We start from the raw sequence: 18,948 nt of genomic DNA, 5'->3' as shown, positions 1-18,948 counted from the left end.
TATCCCCGACCCGCGAGGTCGTGCTTCCGCAGACAGGTCTGACGCCCGGTGGAGGAGGACATATGACCGTGACGACGCGCGCAGTGCTGGTCGTGCACCCGGAAGTGGAGCGTCGTATGCAGCTTCGGGCCGTGCTGGCGGGCTATGAGGTTCTCGAGGCCGCCAACCGCCAGGAGGCGGTCGAATTCCTGGCCCGGACGACCCCCGTGCTGGTGCTCACCCATCCGGAGCCCTTTCCCCGGCTGCTGAAGGACCTGGAGCGCTATGCGCCTCGCGCCATCCGCGCGGTGCTGTGCCCTCGCGACAACCCCCGCACCCACCATGGCCTGGTGGACGTGGCGGCCGCGGGCCACATGTTCTTCACCCTGGAGGACGAGCCGGGCCCCGCGCTGCGCCGCGCCGTGCTGGAGCTGCTGGAGCTGCGCGAGTCCGAGCGCCGCACGCCGCAGGGCCTGCTGGAGGCGCGCTTCACCGCGGACGGCACCGCCTTCCGCTCCGAGCTGCTGGACGTGGGCACGGGCGGCCTGGGCCTGCGGCTGGAGCCCAGCGTGCGCATCGAGCGGCTGACGCCGGGGACGGTGCTGGAGGGGCTGCAGGTCTTTCGCGCGGGCGCGCTGGTGCTGCGCGCCGGGCATGCGACGGTCCGCCTGGTGCGGCCCCTGCGGGCGCAGGAGGGCCATGGCTTCCACCTGGGCGTGTCGCTGGAGCGCCCCACGGAGCACGGGCGCTCCACCCCCGCGCCGCTGCTCCAGGACGCGGTGCGCATCCGGGGCCTGCTGCGCCGCGCGGTGCGCGCGGGCGTGGGCTTCGGCCTGCGCACCCACGAGGGCAACCGGCTGGTGGACTTCGCCAGCGCCGAGGTGCTTCCGGAGGCCTCGCGGCTGGTGCTGCGCGAGCAGTCGCAGTCGGGCGCGCTCTTCCACCCCGGGGACGTGGTGCAGCTGTGCCTGGACTTCGGCGGCGTGTGCCACGTGGGCACCACGGCGGTGCTGGCCGTGGAGCCGCACCAGCTGGAGGTGGCCCTGCCGCGCTCGCTGAGCCTGCACCACCGGCGCAACAGCCTGCGCTTCCGCTCCACCGCGGAGCGGCCCTTCGCCGTGTCCTTCTCCTCGCCCTTCACCGGCGAGGCGCTCTACCGCCCGCTGCTGGACCTGCACACCGGCGGCTTCGCCTTCCCCTTCGACGCCGGCCACGAGGTCTTCCCCCCGGGGCTGGTGCTGGACGAGGTGACGCTGCACCTGCCGGACGGCACCCGCTCGCGCTGCCGCGCCCAGGTGCAGGACACCGGGCAGCTCACCGACGACGGCGCCGGCATGGGCCGCCCGCGCCGCTGTGGCGTGCGCATCCTGGAGCTGGCCCCCGAGGCCCGCACCGCCATCCTGGACGCCTTCATCAAGGCGCGCTGCTCGGACGCCCGCGACGGCTCGGAGCTGGCCTTCTCCGACATCTGGGACCTCTTCCGCGCCGCGGAGGTGCGCTTCCCGGACTACCCCTTCCATGACGACGGCATCCACGACGCGCTCCTGGCCGGCCACCAGAAGCTGGGCAACGGCACGCACGGCCTGTCGAAGACCATCGTCTACCAGCGCGACGGCCGCCTCTACGGCCACATCTCCGGCCTGCGCATCTACTCGCGCACCTGGCTGTCGCAGCACCTGGTGGTGCGGCCGGGCTACCACCGCCACGAGTCCATCTCCCAGGAGCTGGTGGCGCTGGCGGCCGACTACGCGGAGAGCCTGGAGGACGTCGAGTACCTGCGCGCCCTCTGGCGCTGCCGCAACCGGTGGACGTCGCGCATCTACGGCGCCATCGCCAGCCGCCTGGAGCGCCCGGGCCTGAGCTGTCTGCACGCCTTCACCCCGTGCCGCCTGCCCGTGGACGCCGCGCTGCCTCCGCCCCGCGCGGACCTGCGCGTGCGGCCCGCCGGCACGTCTGATTTGCGCTGGCTGGAGCAGTACCTGCGCGAGACGCAGGACGTGGTGCGCCTGCGCAGCTCGGACCTGGTGGAGGGCGAGATGTCGCTGGGGACGCTCGGCGGGCGCTACACGGACGCCGGGCTGCGCCGGGCGCGCTCCATCGCCATGGTGGAGGGGCGCAACGGGCCCCAGGGCTTCGTCCTCATGGAGGACTCCAGCCCGGGCCTGTTCTGGGCCGAGTGGTACAACGCCTTCTCGCTCGTCATGGTGGAGGCGGACGCGGCGGAGGCGGACGCGGTCCGCCATGCCCTGGTGACGCACGCGGTGGCGGACTCCGCCCGGCGGGGCCGCTCCACCGCGGAGGTGCTGGCCACCGACGCGGACCTGCCCGCGCTGGAGGGGCTGGGCTTCCACAACCTCGGCAAGGTGATGGAGTTCACCGCCCACCGCCGGCTGGTGCGCGACTGGAACGCCTACCTGCTCGCCGTCTTCGAGCGGCTGGCCGCCAACCCCCGCGGCACCACCGCGGCGCGCGTGGACGACAAGGACATCGCGGCATGACCTACCTGATGCAGTCGGACCAGGAGGTGGCCCGGCTGAAGGCCCAGGCCAGCGCCAGCTCCCCCGCGGACCGGCTGCGGCTGACGGGCCTCATGCCGGGGCACGTGGCGCTCGACGCGGGCTGCGGCCCCGGCGTCATCACCGCGGAGATGCTGGACGTGGTGGGGCCTGCCGGCCGGGTGGTGGCCGTGGAGCCGCTGGCCGAGCACCTGGAGGCGGCGCGCGCGCTGCTCGCCGGCCGGCCCAACGTGGAGCTGCGCCGGGGCGCGCTGCCCGACACGCAGCTGGCCTCGGACACCTTCGACTACGTCTGGTGCCAGTACGTCTTCGAGTACCTCGCCGACCCGCTGCCCGCCCTGGCGGAGCTGGTGCGCGTCACCCGCCCGGGCGGGCGGGTGGTGGTGGCCGACATCGACGGGGTGGGGCTGTGGAACTGGCCCTTCCCGGAGGACCTCCAGCAGGAGAGCCAGAAGCTGCTGGCCGCCCTGCGCGAGGCCCGCTTCGACCTGCACGCCGGCCGCAAGGTGTTCCACCACTTCCGCAAGGTGGGGCTCGCGGACGTGCGCGTGCACGTCTCCCCCTTCTATGTGGCGGCGGGCGCGGTGGACGCGCGCCTGCACGAGGACTGGGTCATCCGCTTCCGCACCCTGCGCCCGCTCGCGGAGCGCTTCTTCGGCGGGGCCGGGCCCTATGACGCGTTCTGCCAGCGCTTCCTCGCCCTCCTGGACGACGCCGACACCCTCAAGTATGCGATGGTGTTGACCACTGAAGGAGTGAAGCGTTGACCGTCCCCGCGGACCTTGCGCCCGCACCGCCAGCCCCCGACACGCCCGAGATCAGCGTCAGGATGTTCCGCGCCCTGCTGCTGCACTACGAGCGCACGTACGGGCGTGAGCGGCTGCAGCGGGTGTGGAAGCGCGAGGGGCTCCCGCTGTCGCTGGAGTACGTGGAGACGCTGACCAACTTCGTGTCCCTGGACTTCACCGAGCGCCTCTTCGACGTGCTCGACAGGGACTCCGGGGACCCGGACTTCATCACCAAGGCGGGCCGCCGCATCGCCAGCCCGGAGGCGGTGGGCTTCCTCTTCTACATGATGCGGGCCCTGGCCACCCCGCGCAGCGTCTACGAGCGCGGGCTGGAGCTGGACCACACCTACAACCGCGTGGGCGGCTTCCGCATCCTGCAAATCACCGACTCCTGGGTGAAGGTGCAGTACTCGAGCCGCATCCGCGAGAGCAACCGCAACCTGTGCCGCACGCGCCAGGCGAACCTGGCCGCCTTCCCCACCGTCTGGAACCTGCCTCCCGCCGACGTGAAGGAGGTGCAGTGCCAGGTGGATGGGGCGCCGTGCTGCGAGTACGAGTGCCACTGGCAGAACCTGCCGCCTCTGGCCTGGCGCGTCTTCGCCGGCGGCGTCGTGGGAATCCTGGGCGGCCTGGCGTGCGGGACGCTGGACCTGGCGCCGCCCGTGTTCGCCGTCTCGTCGCTGGGCCTGGCCGGGCTCGCGGTGGGCACGTGGCTGGACACCCGCGTCGCGCTCCTGCGCAAGGACGTGCAGTTGTCCGAGCAGCACCAGGGCCTGCGCACCTCCCTGGAGGACCTGCAGCGGCGCAACGAGGAGATCTTCCGCGCCAACAAGGCGTTGGAGGACCGCGTCGCCGAGCGCACCCAGGCGCTGTCCGAGGCCAACGCCAAGCTGGAGACGTCCCTGCAGCGGCAGCAGGAGATGGACCGGCTCAAGAGCGAGTTCTTCGACAACGTCAGCCACGAGCTGCGCACGCCGCTCACGCTCATCCTGCTGACGCTGGAGTCGCTGGAGAAGCGCACCGAGGGGCTGCCCGACGTGGCGCTGCAGCACCTGTCCACCATGGAGCGCAGCGCCCAGCGGCTCTTGCGCCTCATCAACAACCTGCTGGACCTGGCGCAGCTGGAGTCGGGCAAGGCGCGGCTGCGCTACCAGCCGCTGGAGCTGCACGCCTTCTTGAGCTCCGTGCTGCCGCCCTTCTTCACCATGGCGGAGCGGCAGGGCGTGTGGCTGCGGCTGGAGGGCTCGGCGGTGACGCCCGTCCAGGTGGACACCGAGCGCATCGACATCGTCTTCCAGAACCTCTTGTCCAACGCGCTCAAGTTCACCCAGTCGGGCGGGGTGACGGTGCGCGTGCGCGAGGACGCCACGGACGTGTACGTGGAGGTGGAGGACACCGGGCAGGGCATCTCACCCCAGGACGTGTCCGTCATCTTCGACCGCTTCGCCCAGGCGGACAACAGCGGCACCCGGCGCTTCGGCGGCACGGGCATCGGCCTGGCGCTGGTGCGCGAGACGCTGGAGCTCCACTCGGGCGGCATCACCGTGACGAGCGAGCTGGGCAAGGGCTCCACCTTCCACGTGCGGCTGCCCAAGGGCACCACCCACATCCGCGAGGACCTGCGCGAGCGGCGCCGGGCGGAGATGCCGGTGCGCCGCGAGCGCCGCACCTCCGGGGCCTTCCCCGCGCTGGAGACGGGCGTGGTGGGCGACGGCACGACCTTCATGCCGGCGAAGGACCATGCGGGGCCGGAGCGGGACTCCGCCCGCGTGCTGGTGGTGGAGGACGACGGGGAGATTCGCGGCTTCATCGCCGGGCTGCTGTCGCAGCACTACCGCGTGCTGGAGGCCGTCAACGGCGAGGCGGGCCGGCAGCGCGCGCTGGCGGAGCGGCCGGACCTCATCGTGTCGGACGTCATGATGCCGATGCTGTCGGGCCTGCAGATGCTGGCGGCGCTGCGCGCGGACCCGCGGACGGTGGACATCCCCATCATCCTGCTCACCGCGCGGCAGGAGGTGTCCGCGAAGGTGGAGGCCCTGGGCACCGGGGCCAACGACTACCTGGGCAAGCCCTTCAGCCCGCGCGAGCTGTTGGCGCGAATCGAGACGCAGCTGCGCCTGCGGGAGGCGGCGGTGCGCGCCGCGGAGAACGAGCGGCTGGCGGCCATCGGCCTGCTCACCTCGGGCTTCGCGCACGAGGTGCGCAACCCCCTCAACGGGCTGATGAACGCGCTGCAGCCGCTCAAGGACATGATGGCGGGCGGGGCCGGCGCCGCGCAGGACTCGGCCATGGGCAAGGCCATGCTGGAGGTGGTGGAGGAGTGCGGCCAGCGCATCCGCCACCTGGCCGAGTCCCTGCTCTCCTTCACCCGCACCAACGACACGCCCATGGCGCTGTCCCTGGACGCGTCGCTGGACTCCACGCTCAGCGTGCTGGCATGGAAGGTGCCCTCGGGCGTGACGGTGGAGCGGGCCTACCAGTGCGGCGAGCCGGTGCTGGGAGACCCGGGCACCCTCAACCAGGTGTGGCTCAACCTGCTGGACAACGCCCTGCGGGCCGTGGGCGACAAGGGCGTCGTGAAGGTCGCCACCGCGTGCACCTCCGACGAGGCCATCGTCACCATCAGCGACAACGGCGTGGGCATCCGCAAGGAGGACATGGAGCGGCTGTTCCAGCCCTTCTTCTCCACCCGGGCGGCGGGGGAGGGGACGGGGCTGGGCCTGGCGCTCAGCCGCCGCATCATCCTCCATCACGGAGGCACCATCACCCTCGACAGCACCCCCGGCGAGGGAACGCGGGTGGAGGTCCGCCTGCCCCTGCGCCCTCCCTCGCTCCCGGCCCCCGGCGGCCTGCCGGAGTCGGCCCCCGAGCCTCGCGTCGGCCGCCTGGCCTGAAGCCCCGTCCGGGTCCCCAGGGACTGGGAGTGGGGGCCCCCTCCAGCAGGTAGGGAATTGTTCACGTTCCCAGGTGTCCTCCTGGGCACGGCCGGCGTGTCTGCTACAGTTACGCCTCTTTTCCGTCACACCCCTCCTTTCAAGGAAACCACGGCATGCAAGGCACCGTAGCCGCGGGCGATGCCCGCAAGGGGCACCCGCGAGGGCTCTACCTCCTGTTCTTCACCGAGATGTGGGAACGCATGTCCTATTACGGCATGCGTGGCCTGCTGGTGCTCTTCCTCACGAGCAAGGTCAACGGAGGCTTTGGCTGGTCCACGGGTGACGCGCTCAGCCTGTACGGCACCTATACGGGCCTCGTGTACCTGACGCCCATCGTCGGCGGCTACATCGCGGACCGGTTCATCGGCCAGCGCAAGGCGGTGGTGCTGGGCGGCACGTTGATGATGATAGGCCACCTGGTGCTGGCGCTTCCCAGCGTGTCGATGTTCTACGCGGGCCTGGGCTTCCTCATCATCGGCAACGGCTTCTTCAAGCCGAACATCTCCACCATGGTGGGCGGGCTGTACGCGCCCGGTGACGGCCGCCGCGACGGCGCCTTCACCATCTTCTACATGGGCATCAACCTGGGCGCGGTGCTGGGCAACTTCATCTGCGGCACCCTGGGTGAGCGGGTGGGCTGGCACTACGGCTTCGGCGCCGCGGGCGTCGGCATGTTCCTGGGCCTCGTGGCCTTCCTGGCCATGCAGAAGAAGCTGCTCGGGCAGGTGGGCCTGGCGCCCGTGAAGCCGGAGCCCGGCGCCGTGTCGGCCGCGCAGGGCGGGGAGAAGAAGGGCTTCGGCCGGGACGAAATCGACCGCATCGTGGTCATCTTCATCATCGCCCTCTTCGTCGTCGCGTTCTGGACGGGCTTCGAGCAGGCCGGCGGCCTGATGAACCTCTACACGGACCAGAAGGTGGACCGCGCCATGCTCGGCTGGGAAGTGCCGACGACGTGGTTCCAGAACTTCAACTCGGCGTTCATCGTGCTGCTGGCGCCGGTGTTCGCGGGCCTGTGGGGCTGGCTGTCCGCGCGCGGCAAGGACCCGAGCATCCCGGTGAAGATGGGCCTGGGCCTGCTCTTCCTGTCCATCGGCTTCCTCTTCATGCTGGGCGCCTCCAACGAGAGCGCGGCGGCGGGCAAGGCGGCGGCCTGGTGGGTCATCATGGCGTACCTCTTCCACACCATGGGCGAGCTGTGCCTGTCGCCGGTGGGCCTCTCCATGGTGACCAAGGTGGCCCCCGCGCGCATCGTCTCCGCGATGATGGGCGTGTGGTTCCTGGCGAACGCGGCCGCCAACAAGCTGGCCGGCGTCTTCGGCGGCTACTCGGAGCGGCTCGGCGAGTTCAACGTGTTCATGTACATCACCATCGGCACGGGCGCGGCCGGCGTGCTGCTGCTCATCATCGCCCCCGTCCTGAAGAAGATGATGCACGGCACCGACGAGGTGAAGCCCGCCGCGCCGCCCAGCACGGCGCAGGGCAGCTCGGTCGCCGCGGCCTGAGTCGCGGCGAAGACTTCGCCTGAAACGAGAACGCCGGAGCCCCCGTCTGGGAGCTCCGGCGTTTTTCTTTGCCCGAAGAGTGGGGGCGCTACCGGCTCAGGCCGTCTTCGTTGCCACCCCGGCCGCGGTGCGCTCCTCGGTGGGGATGGGGGCGGACGTCTGGAAGTAGTCGCGCACCACGTAGCGGCGGGCCACCAGCGCCATGCCCACGGCGGCCACCAGCGCGAAGCCGGCGTAGAAGAAGAACTGCCCGGAGCCGGAGAAGACGTTGAGCTTGGAGGCGATGGCCACCGCCACGTTCGCCAGCGTCGTCGTCAAGAGCCACAGGCTCTGGAGGGTGCCCTTCATCTCCCGGGGCGCCTGCGTGTACGCGAACTCCAGGCCCGTGGTGGACACGAGAATCTCCGCCAGCGTCAGCACGACGTACGGCAAGAGCTGCCAGGCGATGTTCATCGTCGTGCCGCCCTCCATCCGCACCTGGAAGATGCCGGCGATGATGAACGACACCGCGCCGATGGCCAGCCCCAGCGGCATGCGCCGCAGCGGCGTCAGCTCCCAGCCCCCGCGCTGGAAGGCCGGGTAGACGACGGCCGTCAGCAGGGGGATGAGCAGCATCACCAGCATCGGGTTGACGAACTGCATCTGGCTGGGCTGGAAGGTGAATGGGCCCACCTGCGGGTCCATGGCGCGCGCCTGCACCACCCACGTGGACGCCTTCTGGTCGAAGAGCATCCAGAAGAACGGCACGAAGGGCAGCAGCAGGCCGCCGACGCGCAGCACCGCCTTCACGCCCTCCACCGCCTCCGCCGGGTGCTCCCGCTTCGCGCCCTCCAGCCAGTGGCCGCCCTGGCCCCGGTTGCGCAGCGCGCTGCCCACCACGCGGAAGAACGAGTGCGGGTTGGCGCCCGTGGGCGGCACCCGGACGTACTTGTTGCGGCCCGCCCAGAAGATGACGGTCGCGATGAACATCAGGACGCCGGGGATTCCGAAGGCCCACGCCGGGCCGTAGTGCTTCAGGATGAGGGGGATGCTCAGCGACGCGAAGAACGAGCCGAAGTTGATGGTCCAGTAGAAGATGGCGAAGACCTTCTTCACCAGGTGGCTGTTGGACTCGTTGAACTGGTCCCCCACCATGGCTGACACGCACGGCTTGATTCCGCCGCTGCCAATGGCGATGAGCGTCAGCCCCGTGAAGAACCCGGTGACGTTGTCCTCGAAGACGGCCAGGCACGCGTGGCCCAGGCAGTAGATGAGGCTCAGCCCGAGGATGATGCGGTACTTCCCGAAGAAGCGGTCCGCCAGGTACCCACCGATGAGCGGGAAGAAGTACACCCCCGCCATGAAGGTGTGCATCAGGCTCTTGGCTTCCGACTCCCGCAGCCCCGTCTCCGGCACCGAGGTGCGCAGCAGGTAGTCGATGAGGAACACCGTGAGGATGTTCCGCATCCCGTAGAAGCTGAAGCGCTCACACGCCTCGTTTCCGATGATGAAGGGGATTTGCGGCGGGAACTTGTTGCTCTGCGCCGGGACGCTGGTTGCCATGCGACGGGGTGCTCCCTCGTGGCGAAAGGTGGGGGCTCCAAGAAAACAGGAATCGGAACCCTACCCAACGCCCCGGCCGGACTCCACCCGTCCCTCCGCCTTCGCGGGCGCCGCGCGCCGGTCCCCAGCCTTCCAGCGACTCACCCGGGCGCTGCTCCGCCCAACGCACCTGCACCGGAATTGTCCGGCCCGCCTGGGCACGGCATTCCGGTGGGAGCGCTCTTTGATGATACAATTTAATCAGTGAGCACAGGTTTGACAGGGATTGTCACATCCCTATCATGGCTCGTGCGGTACCGGCTCACTTCGCGAACCACACCCCTCCCGTGACGCCTTTCCTCCAAGGTGGACGGGGGGTTGGGGGTGAATGAAGGCACCCCCGCCCCCCGCTCCATGTCACGGGCCGGCTCGCGCGGCCTGGAGCGACTGCGTCAGCCCACCGCGCCCTGGAGCACCGGTGTCGGGCCGTCCACGCGCTTGCCCACGCGGGCGCGCCGCGACTTGCTCAGCACGTGTGCGAGGTAGCGCGCGGTGTGGCTGCCCTCCACCTGGGCGACCTCCTCGGGCGTGCCGGTGGCGAGAATCCGGCCGCCATTGGCGCCGCCCTCGGGCCCCAGGTCGATGAGCCAGTCCGCGCTCTTGATGACGTCCAGGTTGTGCTCGATGACGAGCACGCTGTTGCCCGCCTCCACCAGCCGGTTGAGCACGGACAAGAGCTTGCGGATGTCCTCGAAGTGCAGGCCGGTGGTGGGCTCGTCGAGGATGTAGAGGGTGCGGCCGGTGGCCACCCGGGCCAGTTCGCGCGCCAGCTTGATGCGCTGGGCCTCGCCGCCGGACAGGGTGGGGGAGGGCTGGCCCAGGCGGATGTAGCTCAGGCCCACGTCATGCAGCGTCTGCAGCACGCGCATGATGTCGCGGTGCGCGCCGAAGTGCTCCATCGCCTCGCGCACGCTCATGTCGAGCACCTCGGCGATGTTCTTCCCCTTGTAGCGCACCCGCAGCGTGGCCTCGTTGAAGCGCTTGCCGTTGCACACCTCGCAGGGCACGTACACGTCCGCCAGGAAGTGCATCTCCACCAGCTTCACGCCGTCGCCCTCGCATGACTCGCAGCGGCCGCCCTTGATGTTGAAGCTGAAGCGGCCCGGCCCGTAGCCGAAGGCGCGCGCCTCGGGCGTCATGGCGAACACGTCCCGGATGTTGTCGAACAGCTTGGTGTACGTGGCCGGGTTGCTGCGCGGGGTGCGGCCGATGGGGCGCTGGTCGATGTCGATGACCTTGTCCAGGTGCTCGAAGCCCTGGATGGACTTGTGCTTGCCGGGCGACTCGCGGCTCTCGTAGAGGTGCCGCGCCAGGGCGGGGTAGAGGATTTCGTTGATGAGCGTGGACTTGCCCGCGCCGGACACGCCCGTAATCGCGCTGAAGACTCCCAGGGGAATCTCCGCGTCCACGTTCTTCAGGTTGTTCTCCTGCGCGCCCTGGATGACCAGCTTGCGCTTGGGGTCCGGCTTGCGGCGCTGCTCGGGCACCTCGATTTCCTTGCGCCCGGAGAGGTACGCGCCCGTCTGGCTCGCCTCGTTGGCCATCACCTGCGCCGGCGTGCCCTGGGCCACCACCTGGCCGCCCAGCTCGCCCGCGCCCGGCCCGAAGTCCACCAGCCAGTCCGCCTCCTCCATCGTCTCCTCGTCGTGCTCCACGACGATGACGGAGTTGCCCAAATCCCTCAGGCGCTTGAGCGTGGCCAGCAGCTTGCCGTTGTCGCGCTGGTGCAGGCCGATGGAGGGCTCGTCCAGGATGTAGATGACGCCCGTCAGCTCGCTGCCCATCTGCGACGCCAGGCGGATGCGCTGGCTCTCGCCGCCGGACAGCGTGGACGCGGTGCGGTCCAGCATCAGGTAGCCCAGCCCCACGTCCACCAGGAAGGACAGGCGGCTGCGAATCTCCTTCAGGAGCTCGGTGGCAATCTTCCGCTCGTGCGCCGACAGCCCCATGGCGCCCAAAAAGCCCAGCGCGTCGGAGATGGTCAGCCGGCTCAGGTCGACGATGGTCTTCCCGTGCACCTTCACCGCGCGGCTCTCCGGCTTCAGGCGCTCGCCCTTGCACGCGGGGCAGGGCTTGTCGCTGAAGTACTTCTGCAGCTCGGCCCGGCGCGCCTCGGACGTCGTGGTCTTGAAGTTGCGCATCAGCCGCTCGACCAGGCCCTCCCACTCCATCTTGTACTGGCCGCCCTCGCCCCACTCGACGGTGAAGCTCTTGCCGCTCGAGCCGTGCATCAGCGTCTGCTGCTCGCGCTTGGACAGCTTCGCGTAGGGCACGTCCAAATCAATCTTGAACGCCTTGGCCAGGCTCTCCACGAAGTCCGCCGTCCAGCCCTCGCCGCGGTTCATCCCGCTGGCCCATGGCTCGATTGCGCCGTCGCGGATGGTGCGGGACTTGTCCGGGACGATGAGGTCCGGGTCCATCTCCGGCTTGGTGCCCAGGCCGTTGCAGTCCGTGCACATGCCCAGCGGGTTGTTGAAGGAGAAGGACGCGGGCGTCAGCTCGCCGAAGGACAGACCGCACTTGGCGCAGGCATTCAGCTCGGACATCACGCGGTCCGAGGCGGGGGTGCCCTTCTCGTCGGTGACGATGAGGGTGCCCTTGCCCTCGCGCAGCGCCGTCTCCACGGAGTCGGTGAGGCGCGTCTTCAAATCCGGCTTGAGCACCAGCCGGTCGATGACGAGCGCGATGTCATGCTTGGACTTCTTGTCCAGCTCGATGCGCTCCTCCAGGCTCTTGAGCACGCCGTCGATGCGCGCGCGGGAGAAGCCGCGCTTCTGCGCCTCGGCCAGCAAGTCCTTGTGCTCGCCCTTGCGGTTGGTGACCAGCGGCGCCAGCACCTGGAGCTTGGTGCCCGCGGGGGCCTTGAGGATTTCGTCGACAATCTGCTGCGCGCTCTGCTTGCCCACCTTCACGCCGCAGTTGGGGCAGTGCTGCACGCCGATGGAGGCGTAGAGCACGCGCAGGTAGTCGTGCACCTCGGTGACGGTGCCCACCGTCGAGCGCGGGTTGTTGCTGGCCGCCTTCTGCTCGATGGAGATGGTGGGGGACAGCCCTCGAATGGTGTCGTACTTCGGCTTCTCCATCTGCCCCAGGAACTGCCGGGCGTAGGCGGAGAGGCTCTCCACGTAGCGGCGCTGACCCTCCGCGTAGAGCGTGTCGAAGGCGAGCGAGCTCTTGCCGGAGCCGGACACGCCGGTGAAGACGACGAGCTTCTTCTTGGGGATGTCCAGGGAGACGTTCTTGAGGTTGTGCTCCTTGGCGCCTCGGAGGGAGATGACGTCGGGCTCGGACATGGCGGGCGATCTACACTGAATGGGTGTTCCGGTGCGAGGAAACTGAGACCGTCGGAGGAGATGAAAGGGAACGCACCGGGTTGCGCCGCGAATCCCACATTGGCCGCCAAGCAGGCGGGCGGGCGCGGAGGCGCTGGGGCCCCGCGGGTTTTCCGGTAGGGTGCGGCCCTCCATGAATGGCTGGGTCCTCCCCGAGCGCTACCGCGGCGTCCCGCTGCTGGTCTTCTCGAGCTTCCTCTTCGCGGTGATGGCGCTGTGCACCCGGCTGCTGTCCGGGCGCCTGTCTCCCGGGCAGGTGGCGTCCGGCCGCTTCGTCATCGGCCTGCTCTTCCTGGCGGCCTACTACCCGCTGCTGGGGCGCAAGCCGCGCTACGGGCGCTTCTCGCTGTGGGCGCTGCGCGGCATCTTCGGCGGCGCGGCCGTCTACCTGTACTTCATCGCCATCGACCGGATGACGGTGGGGCCGGCGGTGCTGCTCAACGCGTGCTGGCCCATCTACTCGGCCATCATCGGCTGGCTGTTCCTCAAGGAGCGCGTGACGGGGCCGCTGCTGGCCGGGCTGGTGCTCACCACGCTGGGCGCGGGCCTGGTGATGTGGAGCACGATGCAGGGCAGCGGCGCCTCGCTGACGCTGGGCCTGGGCGCGTGGGCGGGCATGGGCTCCGCGGTGCTGGGCGGCGCGGCGGTGGTGGTGGTGCGCGCGCTGCGGCACGACACGGACTCGGCCACCGTCTTCTTCTCCTTCTGTCTCTTCGGCCTCCTGTTCAGCCTGCCCTTCGCGCTGCAGGACTGGCGGCCCCTGGGGTGGGACGTGGTGCTGCCGCTCCTGGGCGTGGGGCTCACGTCGGTGGTGGCGCAGATGACGTTCACCTATGCCTTCGGCTACGTCACCGCCGTGGCGGGCGGCGTGGCCACGCAGCTGACGCCGGCCTTCTCGTGGCTGATGGGCGCGCTGCTGCTGGGCGAGGCCGTGTCACCGCTGGCCGTCACCGGCGCGCTGGTGTGCGTGGCCGGCGTGCTGTGGGGCACCGGCGTGGTGGGGCGGCTGTTGGCCCCCGAGTCGCGCCCGGCGGCCTGAAGCGGCTTCGGACAGGGCGTGGAACCCGCCTGCCCCACCCAGCCGTCCAGGGCCTCCGTGTAGTACCGGCGCTTCCTGAAGAAATTCCAGTCGTTCAGCCCGGATGGGAAATGTTCTTCCACGCGCTGTGGGGGGCAATTCCCATGGAGGCCAGAGGTTTGCCACGTCGGCCTGCCGACGTCTTCCCCCTGAGCAGCGTGGGCACCCGGGTTGCAGTGGGCCCCCCGCCGGAGCCGCGGATCACTGCGGCGCGGAATTCGTGGTCCCAGGGCGTGGTGGGGAGGACGTTATGCGAAGGGCTCTGTGGGTGGCGTGGGTGGCGGCGGCGGTGGTGGTGGCGGTGGGGTGCGAGCGGCCGTCGTCCCAGAAGGCGAACAGCGCCTTCCTGGTCCGCCCGGAAGTGATTGAGTTCGGCCCCGCGGCGCTGGGACGCACCAAGACGTTCAAGCTGAAGCTCGCCAACGGCGGCCGCGCGTCGTACCGCGTGGAGGGCGCCGTCTCCAGCGTGCCCAACGTGGAGATTCCCCCCTTCGAGCCCTTCACCCTGTCGGCGGGTGGCGAGCAGGAGATTGAAGTCCACTTCACGCCCCAGGTGGAGGGCGTGGTGCAGGGCATGGTGGAGATCCTCACCGACTCGGAGTCGAGCGGCGAGGTGCCCGTGTCCGGCCGGGGCGTGAAGGCCTTCGTCGAGGTGCCGGAGACGGCGCTCGACTTCGGCAACGTGCCCATGGGCCTGGTGGAGATGCGCGAGGTGACGGTGCGCAACCCGTCCGACGTGGAGAGCCCGCTGGTGATGTCGCTCCATGGCACGGACGCGGACCAGTTCACCGCGGGGGTGGGCCAGTCCTCCACGCTGGCGCCGGGCGAGGAGCGGGTGGTGCCGGTGGCCTACGGGCCCAAGCGCCTGGGCTCGGCCGAGGCCGCGCTGCACCTGGTGCGCTGCGACGGCTGCGAGCCGGTGGTGATTCCGCTGCACGGCATGGGCGTGGCGTCGAAGCTGGAAATCACCCCGCTGCGCGTGGACTTCGGGCGCGTGGCGCTGGGGGCCACCGCGGAGCAGTCCATCACCGTGCGCAACCAGGGCACGGAGCCGCTGGCCTGGTCGGGGGCGCAGCTGCTGGACAACCCGGGCGGCGTCTACAAGGTGGTGAGCGCGCCGACGATGGCGAATGGCGTGCTGGCGGCGGGCGCGGCGGTGGAGCTGCGCGTGGCCTTCACGCCGGCGGTGCTGGGCCGCGCGCGGGACGGCCGGGTGGAGCTGGGCGTGCGCGAGCAGGGCACGACGGCGCCCGGCCCCAAGGTGTCGCTGGCCGGTGAGGGCGGCACCTCGTGTGTCACGGTGCTCCCGAAGAAGCTGGACTTCGGCGTGGTGGCGGAGGGCATGACGGGCACGCGCCAGGTGCAGGTGCTCAACCGCTGCCGGGACGCGGTGCTGGTGAACAACCTGCAGCTGGACACGCTGGCCGGCGGCTACTTCACCCTGGCGCAGGCGCCCGCGAGCGTGACGGTGCCGGCGGGGCAGTCCGCCTTCATCGGCGTCACCTTCAGCCCGCGCGTCGGCCTGAAGGACTCGAGCGCCGGGCAGCTCGCGGTGACGGTGCGCGCCGGCGGGGCGACCTCGACGGAAGGCGTGGTGCTGTCGGGCGAGGGCCGCGCCTTCAAGCCCTGCCAGTACCTGGTGCCGCCGCAGCTGTCCTTCGGGAAGGTGCCGGTGGGCGCCTCGGTGGCGCTGGGCGTGTCGGTGCGCAACGTGGGCACGGAGGCGTGCTACCTGGCCTCCATGCAGCTGTCGCCCGCCTCGGACGCGGCCTTCTCGGCCACCCCGGTGCCCAACGCGGTGCTGGAGCCCGGGAAGAAGGCGACGCTGGTGGTGAGCTTCAAGCCGGAGCTGGAGGGCGCGCACTCGGGCCTGGCCGAGGCCTGGGTGAACCACCCCACCGCGGGCCACCCGCTGGTGTCCGTGTCGGGTGAGGGCGTGAAGGGCTGCTTCGCGGTGCAGCCCACCACGGTGGACTTCGGCATCGCCAAGCTGTCGTGCGGCCCCCGCACGCGGGAGCTCATCGCCGTCAACGACTGCGTGGGCCCGGTGACGGTGTCCGGCATGGCGCTGGAGCAGGAGGACACGGAGTTCGCCGTCACCAGCTCGGACGCGTTCCCGGTGGCAATCCTGCCGGGCTCCAAGGTGCGGCTGTCCGCCAGCTACACGCCGGTGGACGACGGGGACGACGCGGCGGCGCTGCGCTTCACGCTGGCGGACGGCTCCGAGTACACGGCGGGCCTGGTGGGCCGGGGCGTGACGAAGGCGGAGCAGACGGACCGCTTCTTCCAGGAGTCCGAGGCCAAGGTGGACGTGCTGTTCGTGGTGGACAACTCGGGCTCCATGATGGAGGAGCAGCAGAGCCTGGGGCAGAACTTCGCGGCCTTCCTGAGCGCGGCCAACCAGGCGTCGGTGGACTACCGCATCGGCGTCACCACCACGGGCCTGGACCCGTCTCCGGGCGGCTGGTCCGAGTGCCCGGGCGGCTCGCAGGGCGGAGAGAATGGGCGCCTGTTCCCGGTGGACGGCTCCCGGCCGCGCATCATCACCCCGGCCACGCCCAACGCGGCGAGCGTCTTCGCCAGCAACACCCGGGTGGGCGTGTGCCACTGGAACGAGCAGGGCCTGGACGCGGCCCACCGCGCGCTGTCCGACCCGCTGCTCTACAACGTGGATGACCCGCGCACCCCGCAGGCCAGCGACGGCAACGGCGGCTTCCTGCGCGAGGAGGCGAAGCTGGCCATCATCTTCCTGTCGGACGAGGAGGACTTCAGCTCGCAGCCGGTGTCCTTCTACGAGACGTACTTCCTGGCGCTCAAGGGCAACGACAAGTCCAAGCTGAGCATCAACGCCATCGTCGGGCCCGCGGACCTGGGCACCTGCCCCACGTCCAGCAGCTCCGGCAACCGCTACATCCAGCTGGCCCAGTCCACGGGCGGCTCGGTGGAGAGCATCTGCACGCCCAACTGGGCCGCGTCCCTGGAGAAGCTGTCCAACAGCGCCTTCGGCCCCAACCGCAAGTTCCCGCTGTCCGAGGAGCCCGCGGACACCACGCGGATTGTCGTCGCGGTGGACGGCGTGCCGGTGACGTCCGGCTGGGAGTACGACGCGGGGACCAACTCCATCCTCTTCGACCGGGCCTCGGCGCCCTCGCCCGGCTCCATGGTGGAGGTGACCTACCCGCTGGGCTGCAACTGACCTGAGCGGGGAGGGGACTCACCCGGGGGCGTGCTCGCCGCGAGGCGGGGCGCCCCCTTCGGTTTTGCGGGGGCGGGCGGCGGGCTGAAGCCTGACATCTGTCAAGCATTGGCTTGTCAGGGATAAAGATGGCTCGACACGGCGGGGGAGGGGCGTGCAGCCTTCCGGGTGAGATGCCGGAACCCCTACTCGTCGCCGCCGTGGGAGACATCCACGGGCGCTTCCACCGCGTGGAGACGTGGCTGGACGCGCTGGAGCAGGCGCGTGGCCGCCGCGTGGACCTGGTGCTGGCGGTGGGGGACGTGGAGGCCTTCCGCCGGCCGAACGACCACCGGCGCAAGGCGGCGAAGCGGACCATGCCGGCGGAGTTCGCGGAGTACGCGGACGGGCTGCGCCGGGTGAAGCGGCCCTTCTTCTTCATTGGCGGCAACAACGAGGACTTCGAGGCCCTGCACGACTTGCAGGCGGGCGGCGAGCTGGCGCCGGACGTGACGTACCTGGGCCGCGCGGGGGAGCGGGAGCTGCGCGGGCTGAAGGTGGCGTACCTGTCGGGCATCCACGCACCGCGCTTCATCGAGCAGCCGCTGAAGCGGCCCACCACGGTGGATACGGTGAAGCAGGCGGGCTACTTCCGCACCGCGGAGGTGGAGCGGCTGACGGGGCTGCGGGACGTGGACCTGATGCTGGTGCACGAGTGGCCGCGAGGCATCGTCCAGCGGGCGCGCGAGGAGAACCCGTCCCCGCCGCGGCCGCTGCCCTCGTACTGGATTGGCAACCCGGTGACGCGGCGGCTGGTGGACGCGGTGCAGCCCAAGTGGCTGCTGTGCGGCCACTCGCACATGGCCTTCGCGGTGACGCTGGAGGGGCCGGGGCGGCCGGCCACGCGCATTGCCTGCCTGGACCAGGCGGCGCGGCCGCAGGAGTCCGTCTTCTGGCTGGAGTTCGAGGGCCGCGAGGCGGTGCGCACGGGCTGGGGCACGTCGGGCGCCGTGGCGTGGGAGGCCGGGCAGCGCTGGGACATGTCCTCGCTGCCGGCGCATCGGCCCACGGACGGTGACGGCGAGGGCGCTCCGGTCGGGTACTGAGCCCGTGCGCTGAGGGCCGCCTTCAGAAGGTGCCGGAGAGGCCTGCCAACTGCGAGCCGGCCATGGGCATCAGCCGCACGCCGCCCGGGCGGTTCGTCTGCTCCACGGTGCCGGTGCGGCCGTGCAACAGCAGGGGCACGGCCACGCCGAAGGCGGCGCCGAGCACGGCGCCGGTGGCGACGTCGGTGAGGTAGTGCTTGTCGGCGCCCATGCGCAGCAGGCCGACGGAGGTGGCGAGGGGCAGGCCCACGGCCCAGATCCACGCCTGGTCGTCATAGCCGCGCAGGGCGGCGACGGTGCCGGCGGAGAACACCATGGAGAACATGAGGTTGGTGTGGCCGCTGTAGAAGGAGAGGTTGTTGTCGGTGGCGTGGTCGACGAGGCCCTTCTGGTCCTCGGGGAGCTGGTGGACGAAGGGGCGCTCGCGGCCGACGATGAACTTCACGGTCTGGTTGGCGACGGAGGAGAACAGGGCGCTCTGGAGGATGATGGTGGCGTCCTGGGCGAAGAACTGGTTCGGGCTGTCGGAGCCCTGGCCCACGGCGTACTGGAGGCCGAGGACTCCGGCGGGGACGACGGCGAAGCCGAGGATGTTGCTCCAGGTGTTGGCGCGGTCGCGGGACTCCTTCGTCTCTCCGGCGAGGCCCCGGCCCCAGCGGTCCAGGCGGTTGAGGGTGTCGGTGCCGTCGGGGGCGCGGTCACACCAGCGGCACCGGGCTGGGGCGAGGTCGTCCTTGAAGAAGGCCTCGCTGGAGATCCACAGCACGCCGGCCGCGCCGGTGAGGGTGGCATCCCGGGCCCAGCTGAAGCGCAGCTCGTGGAGCTGCCTCGGCTCATCCGAGCCCGTCTGGGCCACGGCGGAGGACAGCGGGGCGAGGGCCAGCAGGAGGGCAATCGCAACGGCGGGAGCGGAAGTGCGCACGGCCGGAGCATAGGAGCCTCCCGCCTCGGGGTT

At 70.5% G+C, this 18,948-nt stretch carries 10 protein-coding genes; 7 read left to right on the top strand and 3 right to left on the bottom strand.

Annotation, left to right across the window (positions count from 1 at the left end):
* Nucleotides 1-62: 62 nt before the first annotated feature.
* The 4 genes from LXT23_RS28395 (at nt 63) to LXT23_RS28380 (ending at nt 7,721) form a co-directional block, all read left to right on the top strand.
* Nucleotides 63-2,477 carry a response regulator gene (locus LXT23_RS28395; protein ID WP_267146717.1) on the top strand — a complete coding sequence of 805 codons (2,415 nt, stop codon included), beginning with the start codon at nt 63-65 and terminating at the stop codon, nt 2,475-2,477.
* A complete protein-coding gene (locus tag LXT23_RS28390) occupies nt 2,474-3,262 on the top strand; it encodes a methyltransferase domain-containing protein (protein WP_253983452.1) in 789 nt (262 codons plus the stop codon). Before LXT23_RS28395 ends, LXT23_RS28390 begins: the two co-directional genes overlap by 4 nt.
* On the top strand, nt 3,259-6,177 hold the full coding sequence (locus tag LXT23_RS28385) for an ATP-binding protein (RefSeq protein ID WP_253983451.1): 2,919 nt from the start codon (nt 3,259-3,261) through the stop codon (nt 6,175-6,177). Before LXT23_RS28390 ends, LXT23_RS28385 begins: the two co-directional genes overlap by 4 nt.
* Before the next feature lie 155 nt (nt 6,178-6,332).
* Complete coding sequence (locus LXT23_RS28380; RefSeq protein ID WP_253983450.1) at nt 6,333-7,721, top strand: peptide MFS transporter; 1,389 nt, start codon at nt 6,333-6,335, stop codon at nt 7,719-7,721.
* 96 nt (nt 7,722-7,817) lie between these two features.
* Here LXT23_RS28380 and LXT23_RS28375 read toward each other — a convergent pair whose 3' ends face one another.
* Nucleotides 7,818-9,263: a POT family MFS transporter gene (locus tag LXT23_RS28375; protein WP_253983449.1), complete on the bottom strand. Its 1,446-nt coding sequence runs from the start codon at nt 9,261-9,263 to the stop codon at nt 7,818-7,820.
* A 431-nt stretch (nt 9,264-9,694) separates the two neighbouring features.
* Nucleotides 9,695-12,595, bottom strand: coding sequence for an excinuclease ABC subunit UvrA (gene uvrA, locus LXT23_RS28370; RefSeq protein ID WP_253983448.1), 2,901 nt, complete (start codon nt 12,593-12,595; stop codon nt 9,695-9,697).
* A gap of 172 nt (nt 12,596-12,767) precedes the next feature.
* Between uvrA and LXT23_RS28365 the strand changes: the two genes are divergently transcribed.
* The 3 genes from LXT23_RS28365 to LXT23_RS28355 all read left to right on the top strand — a co-directional run bounded on the left by LXT23_RS28365 (nt 12,768) and on the right by LXT23_RS28355 (nt 17,993).
* On the top strand, nt 12,768-13,673 hold the full coding sequence (locus tag LXT23_RS28365) for a DMT family transporter (protein WP_253983447.1): 906 nt from the start codon (nt 12,768-12,770) through the stop codon (nt 13,671-13,673).
* A 289-nt stretch (nt 13,674-13,962) separates the two neighbouring features.
* A complete protein-coding gene (locus LXT23_RS28360) occupies nt 13,963-16,908 on the top strand; it encodes a choice-of-anchor D domain-containing protein (RefSeq protein ID WP_253983446.1) in 2,946 nt (981 codons plus the stop codon).
* Nucleotides 16,909-17,081: 173 nt separating this feature from the next.
* On the top strand, nt 17,082-17,993 hold the full coding sequence (locus LXT23_RS28355; protein WP_253983445.1) for a metallophosphoesterase family protein: 912 nt from the start codon (nt 17,082-17,084) through the stop codon (nt 17,991-17,993).
* Between the two features lie 22 nt (nt 17,994-18,015).
* Here LXT23_RS28355 and LXT23_RS28350 read toward each other — a convergent pair whose 3' ends face one another.
* On the bottom strand, nt 18,016-18,915 hold the full coding sequence (locus LXT23_RS28350; RefSeq protein WP_253983444.1) for a phosphatase PAP2 family protein: 900 nt from the start codon (nt 18,913-18,915) through the stop codon (nt 18,016-18,018).
* Nucleotides 18,916-18,948 lie beyond the last annotated feature (33 nt).

Origin of the sequence: Pyxidicoccus xibeiensis (assembly GCF_024198175.1) — a bacterium.
Classification (GTDB): domain Bacteria; phylum Myxococcota; class Myxococcia; order Myxococcales; family Myxococcaceae; genus Myxococcus; species Myxococcus xibeiensis.
Note: the sequence above shows the minus strand (reverse complement) of the source record. Positions and strands in the feature narration are given on the sequence as shown.